The organism is Desulforamulus hydrothermalis Lam5 = DSM 18033 (assembly GCF_000315365.1).
GTDB classification, from domain to species: Bacteria; Bacillota; Desulfotomaculia; order Desulfotomaculales; family Desulfotomaculaceae; genus Desulfotomaculum; species Desulfotomaculum hydrothermale.
This window is the reverse complement of record NZ_CAOS01000013.1, coordinates 241,550-256,485: the sequence shown is the minus strand read 5'-3', so window position 1 is coordinate 256,485 and position 14,936 is coordinate 241,550. Positions and strand designations below refer to the sequence as shown.

17 protein-coding genes are annotated in these 14,936 nt (G+C 47.6%); 6 read left to right on the top strand and 11 right to left on the bottom strand.

Features of this window, described 5'->3' with window-relative positions; all coding sequences use genetic code 11:
* Window positions 1–6: 6 nt before the first annotated feature.
* From floA to DESHY_RS11335, 5 genes are all read right to left on the bottom strand, one after another.
* Entirely contained in the window at window positions 7–1,014 is a 1,008-nt protein-coding gene (floA, locus tag DESHY_RS11355; RefSeq protein WP_008412892.1) for a flotillin-like protein FloA, read from the bottom strand.
* A gap of 303 nt (window positions 1,015–1,317) precedes the next feature.
* Window positions 1,318–3,027: an IS200/IS605 family element transposase accessory protein TnpB gene (locus DESHY_RS11350; RefSeq protein ID WP_008412890.1), complete on the bottom strand. Its 1,710-nt coding sequence runs from the start codon at window positions 3,025–3,027 to the stop codon at window positions 1,318–1,320.
* Window positions 2,990–3,655 carry an IS607 family transposase gene (locus tag DESHY_RS11345; RefSeq protein WP_008412889.1) on the bottom strand — a complete coding sequence of 222 codons (666 nt, stop codon included), beginning with the start codon at window positions 3,653–3,655 and terminating at the stop codon, window positions 2,990–2,992. Before DESHY_RS11345 ends, DESHY_RS11350 begins: the two co-directional genes overlap by 38 nt.
* 148 nt (window positions 3,656–3,803) lie before the next feature.
* Entirely contained in the window at window positions 3,804–4,463 is a 660-nt protein-coding gene (locus DESHY_RS11340) for a flavin reductase family protein (protein ID WP_008412887.1), read from the bottom strand.
* A gap of 244 nt (window positions 4,464–4,707) precedes the next feature.
* Window positions 4,708–5,433, bottom strand: a complete 726-nt coding sequence (locus DESHY_RS11335; RefSeq protein ID WP_008412885.1) for a class I SAM-dependent methyltransferase — start codon at window positions 5,431–5,433, stop codon at window positions 4,708–4,710.
* Window positions 5,434–5,604: 171 nt separating this feature from the next.
* Between DESHY_RS11335 and DESHY_RS11330 the strand changes: the two genes are divergently transcribed.
* Window positions 5,605–5,814, top strand: coding sequence for a hypothetical protein (locus tag DESHY_RS11330; RefSeq protein WP_008412883.1), 210 nt, complete (start codon window positions 5,605–5,607; stop codon window positions 5,812–5,814).
* A gap of 247 nt (window positions 5,815–6,061) precedes the next feature.
* Here the strand turns inward: DESHY_RS11330 and sdaAA are convergent, their stop codons facing one another.
* Window positions 6,062–6,964, bottom strand: coding sequence for an L-serine ammonia-lyase, iron-sulfur-dependent, subunit alpha (gene sdaAA / locus DESHY_RS11325; protein WP_008412881.1), 903 nt, complete (start codon window positions 6,962–6,964; stop codon window positions 6,062–6,064).
* Window positions 6,964–7,629 (bottom strand): L-serine ammonia-lyase, iron-sulfur-dependent subunit beta, encoded by a 666-nt coding sequence (gene sdaAB / locus DESHY_RS11320; RefSeq protein WP_008412879.1) that lies wholly within the window; start codon window positions 7,627–7,629, stop codon window positions 6,964–6,966. Before sdaAB ends, sdaAA begins: the two co-directional genes overlap by 1 nt.
* Window positions 7,630–7,881: 252 nt before the next feature.
* Here sdaAB and DESHY_RS11315 point away from each other — a divergent pair, with 252 nt between their 5' ends.
* Together DESHY_RS11315 and DESHY_RS11310 are read left to right on the top strand one after the other, a co-directional pair.
* Entirely contained in the window at window positions 7,882–8,349 is a 468-nt protein-coding gene (locus DESHY_RS11315; protein ID WP_008412877.1) for a MarR family winged helix-turn-helix transcriptional regulator, read from the top strand.
* A 227-nt stretch (window positions 8,350–8,576) separates the two neighbouring features.
* Window positions 8,577–9,890 carry a PhoH family protein gene (locus DESHY_RS11310; RefSeq protein ID WP_008412875.1) on the top strand — a complete coding sequence of 438 codons (1,314 nt, stop codon included), beginning with the start codon at window positions 8,577–8,579 and terminating at the stop codon, window positions 9,888–9,890.
* A 91-nt stretch (window positions 9,891–9,981) separates the two neighbouring features.
* Here the strand turns inward: DESHY_RS11310 and DESHY_RS11305 are convergent, their stop codons facing one another.
* From DESHY_RS11305 to DESHY_RS11295, 3 genes are all read right to left on the bottom strand, one after another.
* A complete protein-coding gene (locus DESHY_RS11305; protein WP_008412873.1) occupies window positions 9,982–10,635 on the bottom strand; it encodes a hypothetical protein in 654 nt (217 codons plus the stop codon).
* Between the two features lie 272 nt (window positions 10,636–10,907).
* Entirely contained in the window at window positions 10,908–11,132 is a 225-nt protein-coding gene (locus DESHY_RS11300) for a hypothetical protein (protein WP_008412871.1), read from the bottom strand.
* 10 nt (window positions 11,133–11,142) lie between these two features.
* On the bottom strand, window positions 11,143–11,349 hold the full coding sequence (locus DESHY_RS11295; RefSeq protein WP_008412869.1) for a hypothetical protein: 207 nt from the start codon (window positions 11,347–11,349) through the stop codon (window positions 11,143–11,145).
* Window positions 11,350–11,462: 113 nt separating this feature from the next.
* Here DESHY_RS11295 and DESHY_RS11290 point away from each other — a divergent pair, with 113 nt between their 5' ends.
* From DESHY_RS11290 to DESHY_RS11280, 3 genes are all read left to right on the top strand, one after another.
* Window positions 11,463–12,536, top strand: coding sequence for an NAD(P)/FAD-dependent oxidoreductase (locus tag DESHY_RS11290; protein ID WP_008412867.1), 1,074 nt, complete (start codon window positions 11,463–11,465; stop codon window positions 12,534–12,536).
* A gap of 116 nt (window positions 12,537–12,652) precedes the next feature.
* Window positions 12,653–12,913: a hypothetical protein gene (locus tag DESHY_RS11285; RefSeq protein WP_008412865.1), complete on the top strand. Its 261-nt coding sequence runs from the start codon at window positions 12,653–12,655 to the stop codon at window positions 12,911–12,913.
* A gap of 252 nt (window positions 12,914–13,165) precedes the next feature.
* Complete coding sequence (locus tag DESHY_RS11280) at window positions 13,166–14,308, top strand: hypothetical protein (RefSeq protein WP_008412863.1); 1,143 nt, start codon at window positions 13,166–13,168, stop codon at window positions 14,306–14,308.
* Here the strand turns inward: DESHY_RS11280 and DESHY_RS11275 are convergent.
* Window positions 14,301–14,789, bottom strand: a complete 489-nt coding sequence (locus DESHY_RS11275) for a COG2426 family protein (protein WP_008412862.1) — start codon at window positions 14,787–14,789, stop codon at window positions 14,301–14,303. The two genes, DESHY_RS11280 and DESHY_RS11275, sit on opposite strands and share 8 nt — an antisense overlap.
* Window positions 14,790–14,936 lie beyond the last annotated feature (147 nt).

Genomic DNA, 14,936 nt, shown 5'->3' with positions numbered 1-14,936 from the left:
CTCCCCCTATTCGTTCTTCAGCTCTTTATGTCTGCCCTCTCTGCCGTTGCCGGAACCGGCTATGGACTCCCTCATTTTGGTATCGGCCAGGATGTTTTGCATGTTATAGTAGTCCATAACACCCAGCCGGCCGGTGCGGAAAGCCTCCGCCATGGCCCGGGGCACTTCTGCCTCTGCTTCCACCACTTTGGCCCGCATTTCCTGCACCCTGGCTTTCATTTCCTGTTCCCGGGCAACCGCCATGGCCCGTCTTTCCTCTGCCTTGGCCTGGGCAATATTTTTATCTGCTTCCGCCTGGTCCATCTGCAACTGGGCACCGATGTTGCGTCCAATATCCACATCAGCAATATCAATGGACAGAATTTCAAAGGCAGTACCCGCATCCAAGCCTTTAGACAAAACAGTTTTGGAAATACTGTCCGGGTTTTCCAACACCAGTTTATGGGATTCCGCACTGCCCACACTGGTGACAACACCTTCGCCCACCCTGGCAATAACGGTTTCTTCGCCGGCGCCGCCCACCAGCCGGTCAATATTGGCACGCACCGTCACCCGGGCCACTGCCTTCAGTTCAATACCGTCTTTGGCCACCGCACTGATGACAGGGGTTTCAATAACCTTCGGGTTTACGCTCATTTGCACCGCTTCCAGCACATTGCGGCCTGCCAAATCAATGGCTGCGGCCCGTTCAAAGGCAAGGGGAATGTTAGCCCGTTCCGCTGCAATCAGGGCATCCACCACGCGGTCCACATTACCGCCGGCCAGGTAATGGGCTTCCAGCTGGTTGACATTAACCGACAACCCCGCTTTATCCGCCTTAATCAGGGGGTTAACAATTTGGGCCGGCGGCACCCGGCGCAGCCGCATGCCCACCAGAGTAAAAATACCCACTTTTACCCCGGCAGCCAGGGCAGATATCCACAGCCCTACCGGAATAAAGCTGAATAATACCACCACAAACACTGCCAGTAGGATTAATAAGACTAAAAATGAAAGACCGCCTAAACTAACCAAAACGCAACCTGGCCCCTTTAAGTTAACAATACCTAACAATAGTTAGATTTTTGTAAACCCTGCCCCCCATGACCAGGCTTTACACCTCCATGAAAAATTTTCCCTGGGGTGACAGGGGACCTCGGCCCCGGGAGTCTCACCCGGACGGAAAAACAGTGCTTTACGGGCGCAAAACGCGGCCATATGGAAAACCACGGTGGTTTCCGTCTTGCGTTGACCGTCCGGCGAAAGCCTTGCGGCTCTGCTTCCCGCAATCTGTTAGATGCGGCCTACCGGTTGTTCCCGTACTCCGGCTAAACGGGGTCACCTACTTGATAAAGCAAGGTGTTTCAAGTCATGCCAGACAGAGTGAAACGATTCCTGTTTGTAACGGGTCAAACCGTTGTGTACAGAAATCTTTCCGTCCAGCCGCTTGAAGAGTTGCTTCACCTTTCGGGTCATCCCTCTTCCTTCCCCAGGCAAGGAATTTACCTTTTGACTCAGCTTCTCTTTGACGGCCTGAACTTTCTGCTTTAACTCTTTGGTAATGCGCTCTCTAAAACCTATCGCCCGCCGGGCTATCACTAATGCCGCGGCGTGGTGGATAGTTATGCCGTAACGCTCCATGTATTTGTAATAGCCGATGGTGGACGTGTGCGCCGGCCAGACTTGCTTTACACCGACGCCTTCTTTGAAGGCTTTACGGGTGACGGCCTCGACCATCTTCTTGAACGGAAAATTGGCCGCCATGCGGTTGAATTTCCGGTTGGTGTCAAAACGGTCTTTGCCGAAGTCCAGGCTCTCTAAAGCGATGGGTTTGCCTAAAGTTTTAGCTGTGTCCACCACTACTTTGGCAAGCACGCCAATTAAGTACGTGCGCCGGAAGCCCCGGCTGTAGGACAATTCTGGTACCTTGATGTAAAGAAAACCGTTCGGGTGCATGGTTATCTGAAATTCCCCGGCGAATTTGTGCAGTGCTTTCGGATAGGGTACGGTGAAACCTTCCGGCCAGGGCGTTGGCTGTCCGGTGTAACTGACGTTGGCCAGCGCTGCTCCGTCGGGGTTGGTGTCTACACCCAGGTAACCCTGGTTGGGGTTGGTCACTAAAACGGGGGCTGTAACGGCAAAGGTGATGTGCACCCTATACCGGCTGTCCCTACCTTTGATTAGCTCCACAGTGTAAGGCACACCTGATAAGAGCAGCTCCAGCACTTTTTGCCGGTGCTTCTCAGGCAGCCAGAGCTTACCCGTTACCCGGGGGGCCCTGGTCATTATGGGTCTACCCTTCTTGTCTGTCCCTTTCTGTTCGGACAGGTGAGAGATGGTCACAGACAGGGTGAACTCTCCATTATGCCAGCTTATTTTGAGATTCGGGTTGCCGCCTTTGGTCTCGTCGCCGCGGGCGTATAGCCTGTCCTGCCGGGCCTGCCGCCATTCTTCTCTCGAAACCCTGCCTCTGCACACTCGCTTCCACAGAGAGCGGCCTCCGAAAATTACTTTTGGTATGGTGCCGTTGTCCCGGTGGACCTTTAGCTCGTCCAGCTTGTCAGCCAGCTTTTTTACCCTGGCTTTGCGGCCGTGTACGGTGTGCTTAAAGTCCTCGATTTTAGCCTGATTGTTTGCTTTAACGGCCCTGTCCAGGTCTTTTTCTGCCCAACTGAGTTTCTTCTTGGCGCGGGCCAGTTTCGTTTCCGTCTCTTCCATTTCCAGTGTCAGCAGCTCTGTTTGCGATTCAATTACGGCTTTGGCCTTCAGTATGGCGTCGTCGCAATAGCGGGAGTTTATGCTGAATGTTCCTTGACCCTGCTTCTTTAGCTCTGGGCGGGAATTATCCTCCTGTAACCGGTTGAAGGCCCAGCGGGTGCAGGAGCAGAACAGCCGCATCTCGGTGTCTAACGGATCCTCCATCCCGCGGCTCCACTTCTGAGAGCGGAAGGCAGGGTAAACCTCCGGAAAAAATTCTCCGCAGGCGGTGTAGCTTATGTCGCCACCGGTCTTAGTCGGCTTCTTCTTGTTGTTCTTCCGTTTTTTCATTTTGAGATGCCTCCGCTATCAGTTCCCGAAAACCCTGCCTGACCTTCTTCCTGCCTCTGGCGCTATACAGCCGGGCCGAAAAAGACGTTACTATTGCCAATAAGTCCCTGACCAATTCGGATTGTGCGTCTTCCGGCTCTTTTTCAGCTATGGCTACGATCTCTACGCCACAGTACCTTAAATGCCGCTCAATGTACGAATACCCGAACCGGGCCAGCCGGTCGGGATATTCGATAATTAGTTTTTTGTACTCACCCCGCTCGGCCAACTTGAGCACGTTTGTCAGACCGCGGCGTTTTTGGTTTAAACCGCTGGCTACGTCGGTGACCTCAGCAACAACACGGTAATGCGACTCGATCACATATTGCCTCAGCCTTTCCAGTTGCCTGTTTAAGTTGCCGGCATCCGCCTGCTTTTTGGTGGACACCCGGGCGTACAGGACGACGCCTTCCTGCCCGGCGTCCAGTTGGCCGGATTGCAAAAGCCTGTTTAGTTCGTCCATGGAGTACCGGCGCTGACCGCCAGGTAAACGGACAGGCTTAATCAAACCTTGCTTTTCCCAGTTGCGCAGGCTGTTCGGATGTACACCTAATTTCTTTGCCGCTTTGCTTATAGTTAATAGTTCCATAAGTTTATTGTATTATGTTTGTTAAGTTTTATCAAGGTTTGTCGGAAATAAGGTAGCTATTACGTACCTCCTTATCACCTTGGTATTAAAACTCATTGTAAGCCAAACCAATTATTGCCGCAAGCAGAATTTTCATAATGTTCGAAAGCTAGTTCACCAAGGGCTGAAATATTTGTGCCGCCTGCTTAATATATTCTCGATAGGTCAGTAAAGGCAGGTTGTTATTGTGATGCAAAGCATCCACCACCCGGCCCACAAACAGGGTATGGCTGTCTAAATCAACCGTAGCCCGGTGATCTACCAGACAATCAAAATAGCCTGAACAATCCTGTATAATAGGACTGCCGGTTTGACCATATGTAAAACTTAGAGAAGCCAATTTATCCATTTGCCGGCCGGAGTTTCTGCCGAAAAGATGAGCCAGGTGAATTTGCTTTTGCTCCAGGGGCGATACTGAAAAAGCGCCGCTTTCTTTAATAAAATCGTGGGTGAGGTTAATTTTATTGACAGCCACCACTATCCGAGGCGGGTAAAAAGTGGCCTGAATAACACTGCTGCAGCACATGGCATTTACCCGGCCTGCCCTGGTTGAACTAACAACATATAGCGGGCTGTCCAGAACCAGTTTCCCCGGCAAACTTTCGCAAACGGGCGGGCATATGCCCGTCGTCTGCTTCTGTGGCCCGATCAGGATATGACGATTAGCTTCACTGGCGCAGTTTATACACTGCCGCGGGGGATGTTTACCGTGTGATTTTTCGCCGCATACGCTGCATTGCCACAAATAAAAACTTTTTTTATTTGACATAAAACAACTCCTATGACTGCCATATTTTAATACAGCTTACGGAAGTTTCCGGATAATATGGGGCTGTTGCAAGCATAGATCTGCTTTTTTCACAGCATATTACAAGCAGGAGGTTATACTTATGAAACAAAAGAAAAAGAAAAACTCACCGGTTAAACCTAAACCATATAAAATTTCACCGGCTGAAATCTATGCCTGGGAAGGCCGCAGCGGTTGTCGTGACGGTAAAACTGACTGAGGGCGGTTACTTTTTCCGTGCCACTAACACCTGAGATACTCCGACGGGCAGGTTGCAAAAAACTAAAATTAATTGTTCAATCTTTAAAACTTGATAAAAAAGCCTGTTTAACCTACCTGATCCCAAATACAAATCAGTTCTCTTGTTTAAAAAACCGGGCAGGCTGTTTTTAAATTGCCTCACTGCCCAAACTATCGGAAGTAAAAAGAAATTAAAATAAGTGGTGCGCTCTATGCTGAGGGGAAACTCTTTAACCAGTCTGTTTAATTGACCGTAATTATATCTGCGGTAATGATTATTTAAGATGTCATGCTCCCCCCAGAGCCAGTTAAAAGCCGGCACGCTGACAACCACAACACCTCCGGGACGGACTACCCTGGTTAGTTCCGCCAGGGCTGCCCGTTCATCCGCCAAGTGTTCCAGCACATCTAAACAAATGACCAAATCAAAAACATGATCTGCAAAGGGTAAAGCCGTAATACTTTCACAATAAGCAGATAAACCCTTCTTACGACAATGTTTTACCATTTCGGGAGCAATATCTACCCCTACTACACTCCCATATTTTAGCATATATTCCATATTTCCACCGGCGCCGCACCCGGCATCCAGTATTTTCATAGCCGGCTGCAGGTAAGGTTTTATAACCTGTCCGATGATTTCTCTTCTTCCTTTATACCACCAGTGGCTTTTTTCTTGTTCAATCATATTAAGATAAATGACTTGGTTCATGACATTAGTTTATCTAGATTTTTCCATTATTATTCTCGACAGTATAAGCACACTGCTGCCAAACTGTCGAAACTTTCTGTTTTATCGACAAACCTTTAAAAAATCTCCAAAGGTATCCGGGCATCTGATAAGGAATTACTGAGCGCGGAAAAAAAATTGGAGGCGTCGTACATGTTAAATAAAGTTGATAAGCATATTAAGCAAATCTCACAGGAACAAATAATTTTTTTACCCGATTTTCAGGAAGTAAATATTGTAAGTGACAATGAAACCGTACGATGTATCAAGCGGTTGGCTAAAGAATCCGGCTTGCCGGTTTCCAGGGTGGTAGAAGCATTAATCAGAGCGGCTTTAGAGGAGGTACAGGCAGCTACCGGCTAACGGCAGTACCTTTAAAGTCATAAAAGATATACCCTTCGCCCGACAAACAATAAAGGTGGTTGATGATCCCCTTTAGCTCCGGGCCTACGCACCGACAGCACTATGATTCGCTGCGGGCGCCACCCCAATAGCTCCTTTCGCTCATCAAGTGCCGTGACGGCGCTTCGACAAGTCGCCGGCAGGGGATTATCAAACCACCTTGGCTTTCTTTTGTCTACAGTCTGAGCAAAGGAATATACCCTTCGCCTTATGCCTGGTCTTTTGCATTAATCTTTTGCCCTAGTTCCAAACCGGTAGGCGTGGTAGCCAAGCCGGCCAGAGAAGTTTCCCGCAGGCAAACGGGCAGCATGGTGCCAATTTTAAACATTGCTTCAATTACTTCATCACAGGGTATGACGCTGGTAATGCCTGCCAGTGCCATGTCTGCTGCCACAATAGATATGGCTGCGCCCATAGAATTTCTTTTTACACAGGGCACTTCCACCAGTCCCGCTACAGGGTCGCAAACCAGCCCCAACAGGTTTTTTAAAGCAATGGCCGCCGCATGGGCGGATTGTTCCGGTGATCCGCCGGCCAGTTCAGCCACGGCGGAAGCAGCCATAGCCGCAGCGGCTCCGATTTCTGCCTGGCATCCCCCGGCAGCCCCGGAAATTGTAGCATTGTTAGCAATAACATAGCCTATACCGCCGGCGTTAAACAGAGCATACACCATTTGTTCCCGGCTGCAGCCCAAATGACGTCCGGCAGCCAGCACACTGCCGGGCAAAACGCCGCTGGAACCGGCGGTGGGTGTTGCCACAATCAGCCCCATGGCAGCGTTTACCTCGGAAACAGCCAAGGCATAGTTTACAGCATCAAAAACTATGCCGCGGCATAAACTTTTGCCTTCACGGGCGTAGTCTTGCAAGCGCTTAGCGTCTCCTCCGGTTAGCCCGCTGCGGGAGGTCAGGGCTTCGTTGATTCCTTTCTCCACAGCCTGTTCCATCACCAGCAGGCTTTTTTCCATTTCAGCAAAAACCTCTGTCTGGGTGCGACCCCCGGCTTGTACTTCTTGGGTAAACACAGTCTTGCCAATGGTTTCACCTTGCTGCCGGGCAAGGGCAACCAATTCAGCTACAGTACGGTATTGCAAACCGCCTTCCCCTCTCATTATGGTTTAAGTAGAGCTATACTGAATACATGGTCAATACGCTTAACGTCACGAATAATTTCCTCAGTTAAATCCTGGTCTGTTTCAATTACCATTAAAGCCAAATCACCCTTGGATTTTCTGGCAACTTCCATATGACCGATATTAATTTCATTGCAGGCCAATACTTGTGCCACCCTGGCTACAGCGCCATACCTGTCGTGATGAAACACCAGCAAGGTTGGGCTATCCCCGCTCAGTGAGATCCGAAACCCCTCAATTTCTGTAACAGTAATTTTGCCCCCGCCTACTGAAATACCCACCACTTCCAGCGAGCCGTGAGAATCGCTTAACCGCACTCGGGCAGTATTGGGATGGTAATCCGATTCCTCCGGTACAACTTTAAATACGATTTCTACACCAAGCCGGCGGGCCAGTTGAAAAGAATTAATAATGTTCTCATCGTCTGCCGCAAGGTCTAAAATACCGCCTACCAAAGCGAGATCCGTGCCGTGGCCGCGGTAAGTCTGGGCAAAGGAACCATATAGTGTGATTTCTGCTTTAGCAGGCTGCCTGCCAAAAATGTGCCGGGCCGTTTTGCCGATTCTGGCTGCCCCGGCAGTATGGGAGCTGGAAGGCCCTACCATAACCGGGCCAATAATGTCAAATACGGATGTATATCGCATAAAAATACTCCTTACACGATTAATTCAGAAAGATAATAACATTTATTATAAACTTTCTCAACAGGAATAGTTTGTTAATATATTATGGCCTGGTTATTGAACTAATTTGCCTTTTCCAACTTTTGAACAATCTGCCGATATTTTTTGAATATGGTTTGTGTTTTAACTGTCAGTATTTACTATTGTTCGAATTAATGATATTCTAAATACAATGAATATTTTTATTTTTTTGGCAACAGGGGGGGTGATCCTGTGGAGGAGAAACTAATTGTTCAAGCTGAACAGTTAAAGGATTTATTAAGAACCCTTAACCGAAAGTTTCGTCAATATATGATGGCGCAAACGGTTGGCTGTGGCTTAACGGTACCTCAGTTGCACCTGATGCAGGAGCTATTTCAAAACCCGGGCATCACGCTGGGTGAATTAAGCATTCGCTTAGGCCTGGCTAAAAGTACTGTGTCAGGCATTGTGGATCGGTTAGAAAAACAAAACAAAGTGGTTAGAAAACGCAACGAACATGATCGCAGGGTTGTACACATCGATCTTTCGCCCCAAGTTAAAGAATTAGGTCAAAACATTTGTTTAATGCGCACCAATTACCTGGCAAGTCTTTTGGCTGCCATGACCCAGGAAGAAATACAAGGTCTTTTAACCGGCCTGGAAAAAATTAATCAACTGATGATACAGGAAACAGGCAGCCTCGAAACTTCCGAATCGTAAATTAAATAATCAGTTATTAAATATTTTGTGACCCCTTTAGGGGTCGTCTTTATTTTAAGTTCAAAAGTAATTATATTTGGCTGTTCTAAAAAACCAGTGACCAGGATAAGTTTTATTTAGAACAAATAAAACTTATCTTGCTTTTTACCTGTTTTTTATCAAATTTTAACTCTAAAAAGTTAAAATTACACCGGTAAGGTGCAAATCTTTAGCCAGGAGGAGAAGCCGTGCAGATAAGAATACTGGATACTAACGTTTTGCTAGATCGGCCCATCCAGGAAATCATTTCTTCTTTTGAACCCTGCAAGATTGTTATTCCTCTGGCGGTTGTCAATGAACTGGATCGATTTAAAGGATTGGAAGATGCCCGGGGGCACTGTGCCCGACAGGCAATCCGCTTTTTGGACAGCCTGCGACCACAACTGCACCAGGGCGTTTTTCTTCCTAGCAAGCATCAAATTCAGGTGGAGGTTAATCATTGCCATGTACTGTTGCCTGAATATTTACCAAAAGACAAGGTTGATACAAGAATTCTGGGCATTGCCAAGGGGCTCCAGGAAGAACAAAAAGCGCCGGTTACATTGGTAACCCAGGATATCTGCCAGCGGGTCATGGCGGATACACTGGGCATATCTGCAGAAAACTTTGCAGCCGAACAAGTTAATTTGGACTTTTTGTACAAAGGATGGGATACCATCAGTGTATCTTATGAAGAAGTACAGGATTTCTATCAATTAAGACGGATAGAAACAACAGCACCGTTATTAGAAAATCAGTATGTTTGTATGGAAGACAGCCTGGGCGGCCGCCATTTAGGGCGTTACAAGAAAGGGATGATCCATCCCCTGCGCCGTGATTTGCACGCTTTCGGCCTGGGACCGGCGGAAGGAAATATGGAACAGTCATTCCTGATGGACGCTTTATTAGACCCGGCTATTGAACTGGTAAGTATTCTGGGTCCGGCAGGAACCGGCAAAACCTTATTGGCACTGGCAGCAGGACTGCAGCAAGTGGTAAACCAGCGGCTTTATTCCAAGTTGGTGGTAACCAGAGCCTTAATTCCCCACAGCCGTGATATAGGTGCTTTACCCGGTACAAAAAAAGAAAAACTGACTCCCTGGATGGCAGCCATTTATGATAACCTGGAATTCCTAACGCGCACTTTTGTGGCTTCTAAACACGAGGAGAGGTGTTCTCCCTCGGAAAGGGTAGAACGCTTTATGGAGGAAGGTTACATCGAGCTGGAAGCCCTTACTTATATTAGAGGGCGTTCAATTCCCAAACAATGGATATTGATAGATGAAGCACAAAATCTCACCAAGGAAAACATTAAAACCATAATTACACGGGCGGGCATTGGCAGTAAAATTGTTTTAACAGGCGATATACAGCAAATAGATAACTACCGTCTTACTGCCACCAGCAATGGTTTTGTTACATTAATTGAATCTTTTAAGGACCAAGATATTTACGCCCATATTACCCTCAGCCGCACCGAGCGCAGCCGCCTGGCCGCCTTGGGTGTTGAACTTTTACCATAAGTTAAGCAATTTTCAATAAGTAACCCGTATCACCGGAATAAGTGGTACGGGTTGCTGTGTTTATGCAATGAAAAAACTTATTAGATAGCTTTTAAGAGCCAAACTTAATGTTGATTTTAGGACTTGCAGGTTGTTTTTTCGATTGCAAGCCCGTCATGACCGTTGGCTTTAAGAATAAATGCTGCTGCCCCCCCAATACAGGTTCTTCTGTATCCTCGGCTTTTGCAAGCTCTGATTCCTTTGTTTCATCAGATGAAGTGTCGTATGCCGCTACATCCTCGGCTGAGGTCGGCAGATCTTCAACTGCCTGATCAGCAATTTCACCAACCGCTGACGGTGTTTCCTCCGCCGGGGCAGCTACCGAAATTGCCGGTGCTTGCTCTACTACCTGATCAAGCAAGATTGCTGCCTCCGCTTGTTCCTCCGCTTGTTCCTCCGCTTGTTCTACCGCTTGTTCCTCTGACAGTTCGTTTATTGTCGGCTGCGGCCAAGCAATTTCTTGTTGATCTAAATCTATTTCTTCATTTATCGCACTGTCAGTGGGCTGAAAAGACGCTGCTTCATTTTCGGACACCCCGTTGGCTTCGGTTGCGTCTGCCAGGTGTTCCGGTTGATAATGCTCATCCCCGTTACTTACCCCGCTTTCATTGTTAACACCGACAACCGACTTCTGAGATAAGTAAAGTAGAATAAAGATTAAAAAAAGCGTAAAGGCATTGTAATTTGATCCCCGCTCACCTGCCACCTGCTCTAACCCCTTTCTGCCAAAGCTAAAATTGACCCTGGTACATATTACGAGAAAATTTGTTAAGTGTTACAAGTTCATAAAATTAATAAAGGTACCGTGTATATGAAACTTATGCCCCGGGACACATTACTTTGGAGAAATCTTTTAATATCGAGGGAGGCGCCATGAAACTCTGGGTTTTTGCACTGCTTACCGCATTGCTCGGCCTGGCCACAGCCGGCTGGTTTATCCTTTTATCCCGCTTGGACAGGCGTTGACGCACCTAATCGTTAACTTTTTAGGCGGGCCAAAATTTTGGTCACCGTAAAGGGTTTATTTTCGATGGCCACCACTTCTTTTTGCAATATTTCAATATGTTTCATTTCTTCATCTCTTAACCGGAGAAACAGTTGTCTGGCCGAAGGATTGCGTACTCTGATGGCAGCATCGTTGTAAAACATTTGGTTTTTAATTTTGTCCTCTAAAGCATCACTCAGCAACTCCAGGCTATCCATAAACAGCCTCCTAATTAATATCCAGTTTTTCCATTTCCTGCCTTAATACAGCCAGATTGCTCTGAGCCGTCATGGCCAGAGCCTTAAACATCTTTCTTAAACGTTTATCTTTGACCGTTTCATACAGAAAAGTATATTTTGCCTGCCGTAGTTTTTCCCGGTCATAGGCCTGTTTGAAAAAATAATTTTCTACATCTTTCTGAGCCAACTTGGCCATTCGCTGTTGCACCTCCCGGTATTTTACCACCGTTAATTCAGGCATATTATTAACATATAAGACCCAAAATATTAAGGCAGAGATTTTTAAGACAATCAGGGAGGATGCAAATTATGAAGGTGGCCATTGTGGGGGCAGGTCTTGCCGGTCTGGCTTGTGCCCTGGAACTGGAAAAACTCGGTGTCCAACCGGTTGTCTTCGAACAAAGGCATCGTTTGGGAAGTCCCTTTCCCTTCGCTGCGATGCTGTTAGATTTTATTTTTCACCCGGTTAAAGATCAGTTACAAGAACTGAGAAACCAATACCACATCAATCTTAAGCCGATCGGTGAAATCCGTTTGTTGCGCCTTCAAGGCCCACGCACCTCATATAATGTCAGGGGGCATTTAGGGTATATCCTTCTAAGAGGGCAAAACCAAGAATCAATTGAAAACCAACTGGCAAGCGGATTGAAAACCCCTGTCCGGTTTGTTTCGCCGGTTGCTCCAAAGGACCTGCTAAAAGACTTTGACTATATTGTTGTGGCGGATGGCAGCAAAAAATATGCCCAGGAACTGGGTATCTGGCAATCAACATACCGGGCCTGGGTACGCGGTGCTAATATTACAGGCAAGTTTAACCCTCGGGAAGTTCGCTTCTGGTTTAATACCGGCTATGCCAAAAGCGGCTTTGCTTGCATGGTGCCATTGGGAATCGACCGGGCAGTTTTAACCCTGAGCGTACCGCAGATTGATCACCAAGAATTAGATAAATACTGGCAGGACTTTATTAAGCAAGAAAAAATACATGCGGATCAAGTACTAAAGTGGGAAACCCGTTCTGAAAGCGGTTTGGTTTTTCCGCACCGAATCGGTAATACATTTCTGGCCGGTAACAGCGGCGGCTTTGTCAGCGGTTGGCTGGGTTTCGGTGTTTTTTCTTGTCTCATCAGCGGTGTAGAAACAGCCCGCGCCATTGCCTTGGGACAAAATTATGAAAAAAGAGTTTCATTTCTGCAGCAAATCATGGAAAGACAAGCCCGTTGCCGTATGTTTTGGAATACCCTGAATAATCATAACTTAGACAACATAATAACCTTGCTGGGCAACCCGATTACAAGTCCTCTATGGCATGGTAACCCTAACGTAACAAAATTAGCAGACCACTTAATCGCTTTCTGGCTAAAAAACAGTTGCCATTTAAATTGAACCAGGTTTCTTAAAAATGTTAAAATTTACTGCTAATTAACAGAACTAAATTAAGTAATTAACACATATATTATATAATCAGGTTAATATCTTGGCAGAAAGGAGTGGTTTGTTTGATGAACAAATTGTTCCTCATTAACCCTCGCCAGCGCCGCTACTATAAACCAACTCCCTTTTTTGAGGAGCAGGGGTATGGCGAAACCAGCAACAATCACCTAAACACCTATTGGCGTGTAAACAACGACGGCCATCTGTGGTTGGCGGAATCCTGCGTCCGGGGTGCCGGTGATCGCAGGGTATTTAAAGCCTGCTCGGAGGCTGAAAAGTGGGCCAGAGAGTATGCCTACACCCGAGCCAAACCATGGGGTGGTTTTTAAAACCAAATATTCAGGCAAACCCACACAGGTGGGTTTATTTGCTTTATAATCCAGAAACCCTCCCGGAGGAGGGTTTCCTTTAACGGACGGCGGCGAACGCCTTTGGTTGCACAACCAGTCCGGTGATAATAATATCCTCAACTTTGTTCAAGATTATTTATTCTTGGCTATAACAATAGCTGGAACTTGTTATAAAGTTTTTTCATCCGGCTATATTAAGCAGTGATCACATTTGTCAATCGGAGGTGTCCCTTGTCCCTCTATATATCAGGCAATAAATTATTTGAGTACCTGGTGGCATACATTTTGCGCAACAACGGATATATCGCCGGTGTTCCCCGTCGCAAACTGGGCGGCCGAGGGACGCAACATGCAATAGGTGTAGTGGGTATAGACTTAAACAACAGCCCCTTTTGCCTTAATACGGTGCTGCTGGTAGCAGCCAGAGGGCCGGCACCGGCTAACCATAACACTGACATGCAGCTGGTACGCAATTTAAAAGCAACTCTGCTGGACCTGGAGCAAACTTTACCATCCCGCCGGGAACTAATTCGGGATCTGTTGGACAACAACCGGGGTGATTTATTTCACCGCATTTACGGGGGCAAAAAAGCAAAGGAAGCCCTGACCGTGCATTATGTGGGGGGCATTTTTGTGGCAGGCGAATTTTCTTATCCGGCCTGGGAATATGCCAATGCCCACGGTATTTATGTGGTTCACCTGCCCGAGTTGATGGCCGGTCAGACCATCTTTTACTGGTACCGGCAAATCCGCAACCTGTTAGCGCAAGTTTTGAGCCGGGATGGCAAGCTGACCCTGCCGGGGCTGGCTAAAAAAACCAAAAAAATCCCGGACTTCCGGGACATTTTGTTGTTACTGCAGCAACCTCAGCGGGAGGAACTGCTGCCTGAGCACAGCCATGATCTTTTTACCATTTTTAACGAACTGCTGCGAACTGCCGAGCTGTCTACCCTGGCCCGCGGTTTACAGCGAACCGCCATTGCCACCATTAACGGTTATCCGGTGGTGATGGAATATAATGTGGGGTACAAAGCTTTGCTGGATGCTGCTTTAACTGTATACGAAAGAAAAATAAAAACCATTAAATCAGTGGCCCCGGCCACCACCTATAAACCACTGGATGTGATTCATCTAAGGATTAATGCAACTACAATGATGGCAGCCAACCAGGTACACAGGCTGTGCTTCCGGGCCGAGCAGGATAATGTTCCCCCGGCCATTCAAGATCTGGCCGGGGCAGTTTATGTGCCGGCTATGGTTCTGGATAAGCGGTCAGCCAAACGGTTCCGGTTAAAAATGCCATTAAAAGCCGGTCTCAGCCTGGTTTGCGAATTTACTCAGGAACCTGACCTAACTGCTGATGCTGTTAGATAAGATTTCGAAAGACCGTCAAAGTTCCGGATACAGCCAGTGTAACAACAACCCCGGCCAGCACAATGCCGCCCAGCACCGCCAGCAGCGCCTGCCGGGGGCACAAACCCAGCAAAAAAGCCACTATACAGCCCGTCCAGGCACCTGTTCCCGGGGCAGGAACAGCTACAAACAGAAACAAACCCAGGGCTCCATAGCGTGAAATAAGCTGCCCCCTTTGATGAGAGCGGCTGTACAGCCAGTTAAACCATTTCCGGCTGGCCGGCAACCGCCGTTGCAATAATCGCTGCAACGGGCCAAGCAAATACAAAATCACCAGCGCCGGAAGAGCATTGCCCAGGATTGACCAAAACAGTGCTTGCCAGGAGCTCATGTGAAGCACCGTCATGGCGTAAGGAATGGCGCCGCGCAGCTCCACAATCGGCAAAGCAGCAATAACAACCACCAGTATCTCCTGCGGCAACCCTTTAAACAAGCTGAGCAACGTTGACACTCCCATCTTCCTGATACTAAAATCACACCATGACCATAAACAATAATTCTCCAACAGCTGTTATTTCCCTTCCCGGTTAAGGGCAAACAACTGTCTCACCAAAAGAAATACCCGTTTCAGAACGGGTTCATACAAGAC

Bases quoted from the DNA above. Each gene is read 5' to 3' on its own strand.
- DESHY_RS11350 (WP_008412890.1), bottom strand. From the start codon at position 3,027: ATGAAAAAACGGAAGAACAACAAGAAGAAGCCGACTAAGACCGGTGGC.
- DESHY_RS11345 (WP_008412889.1), bottom strand. From the start codon at position 3,655: ATGGAACTATTAACTATAAGCAAAGCGGCAAAGAAATTAGGTGTACAT.
- DESHY_RS11340 (WP_008412887.1), bottom strand. From the start codon at position 4,463: ATGTCAAATAAAAAAAGTTTTTATTTGTGGCAATGCAGCGTATGCGGC.
- DESHY_RS11335 (WP_008412885.1), bottom strand. From the start codon at position 5,433: ATGAACCAAGTCATTTATCTTAATATGATTGAACAAGAAAAAAGCCAC.
- DESHY_RS11330 (WP_008412883.1), top strand. From the start codon at position 5,605: ATGTTAAATAAAGTTGATAAGCATATTAAGCAAATCTCACAGGAACAA.
- sdaAA (WP_008412881.1), bottom strand. From the start codon at position 6,964: ATGAGAGGGGAAGGCGGTTTGCAATACCGTACTGTAGCTGAATTGGTT.
- sdaAB (WP_008412879.1), bottom strand. From the start codon at position 7,629: ATGCGATATACATCCGTATTTGACATTATTGGCCCGGTTATGGTAGGG.
- DESHY_RS11300 (WP_008412871.1), bottom strand. From the start codon at position 11,132: ATGGATAGCCTGGAGTTGCTGAGTGATGCTTTAGAGGACAAAATTAAA.
- DESHY_RS11295 (WP_008412869.1), bottom strand. From the start codon at position 11,349: ATGGCCAAGTTGGCTCAGAAAGATGTAGAAAATTATTTTTTCAAACAG.
- DESHY_RS11290 (WP_008412867.1), top strand. From the start codon at position 11,463: ATGAAGGTGGCCATTGTGGGGGCAGGTCTTGCCGGTCTGGCTTGTGCC.
- DESHY_RS11285 (WP_008412865.1), top strand. From the start codon at position 12,653: ATGAACAAATTGTTCCTCATTAACCCTCGCCAGCGCCGCTACTATAAA.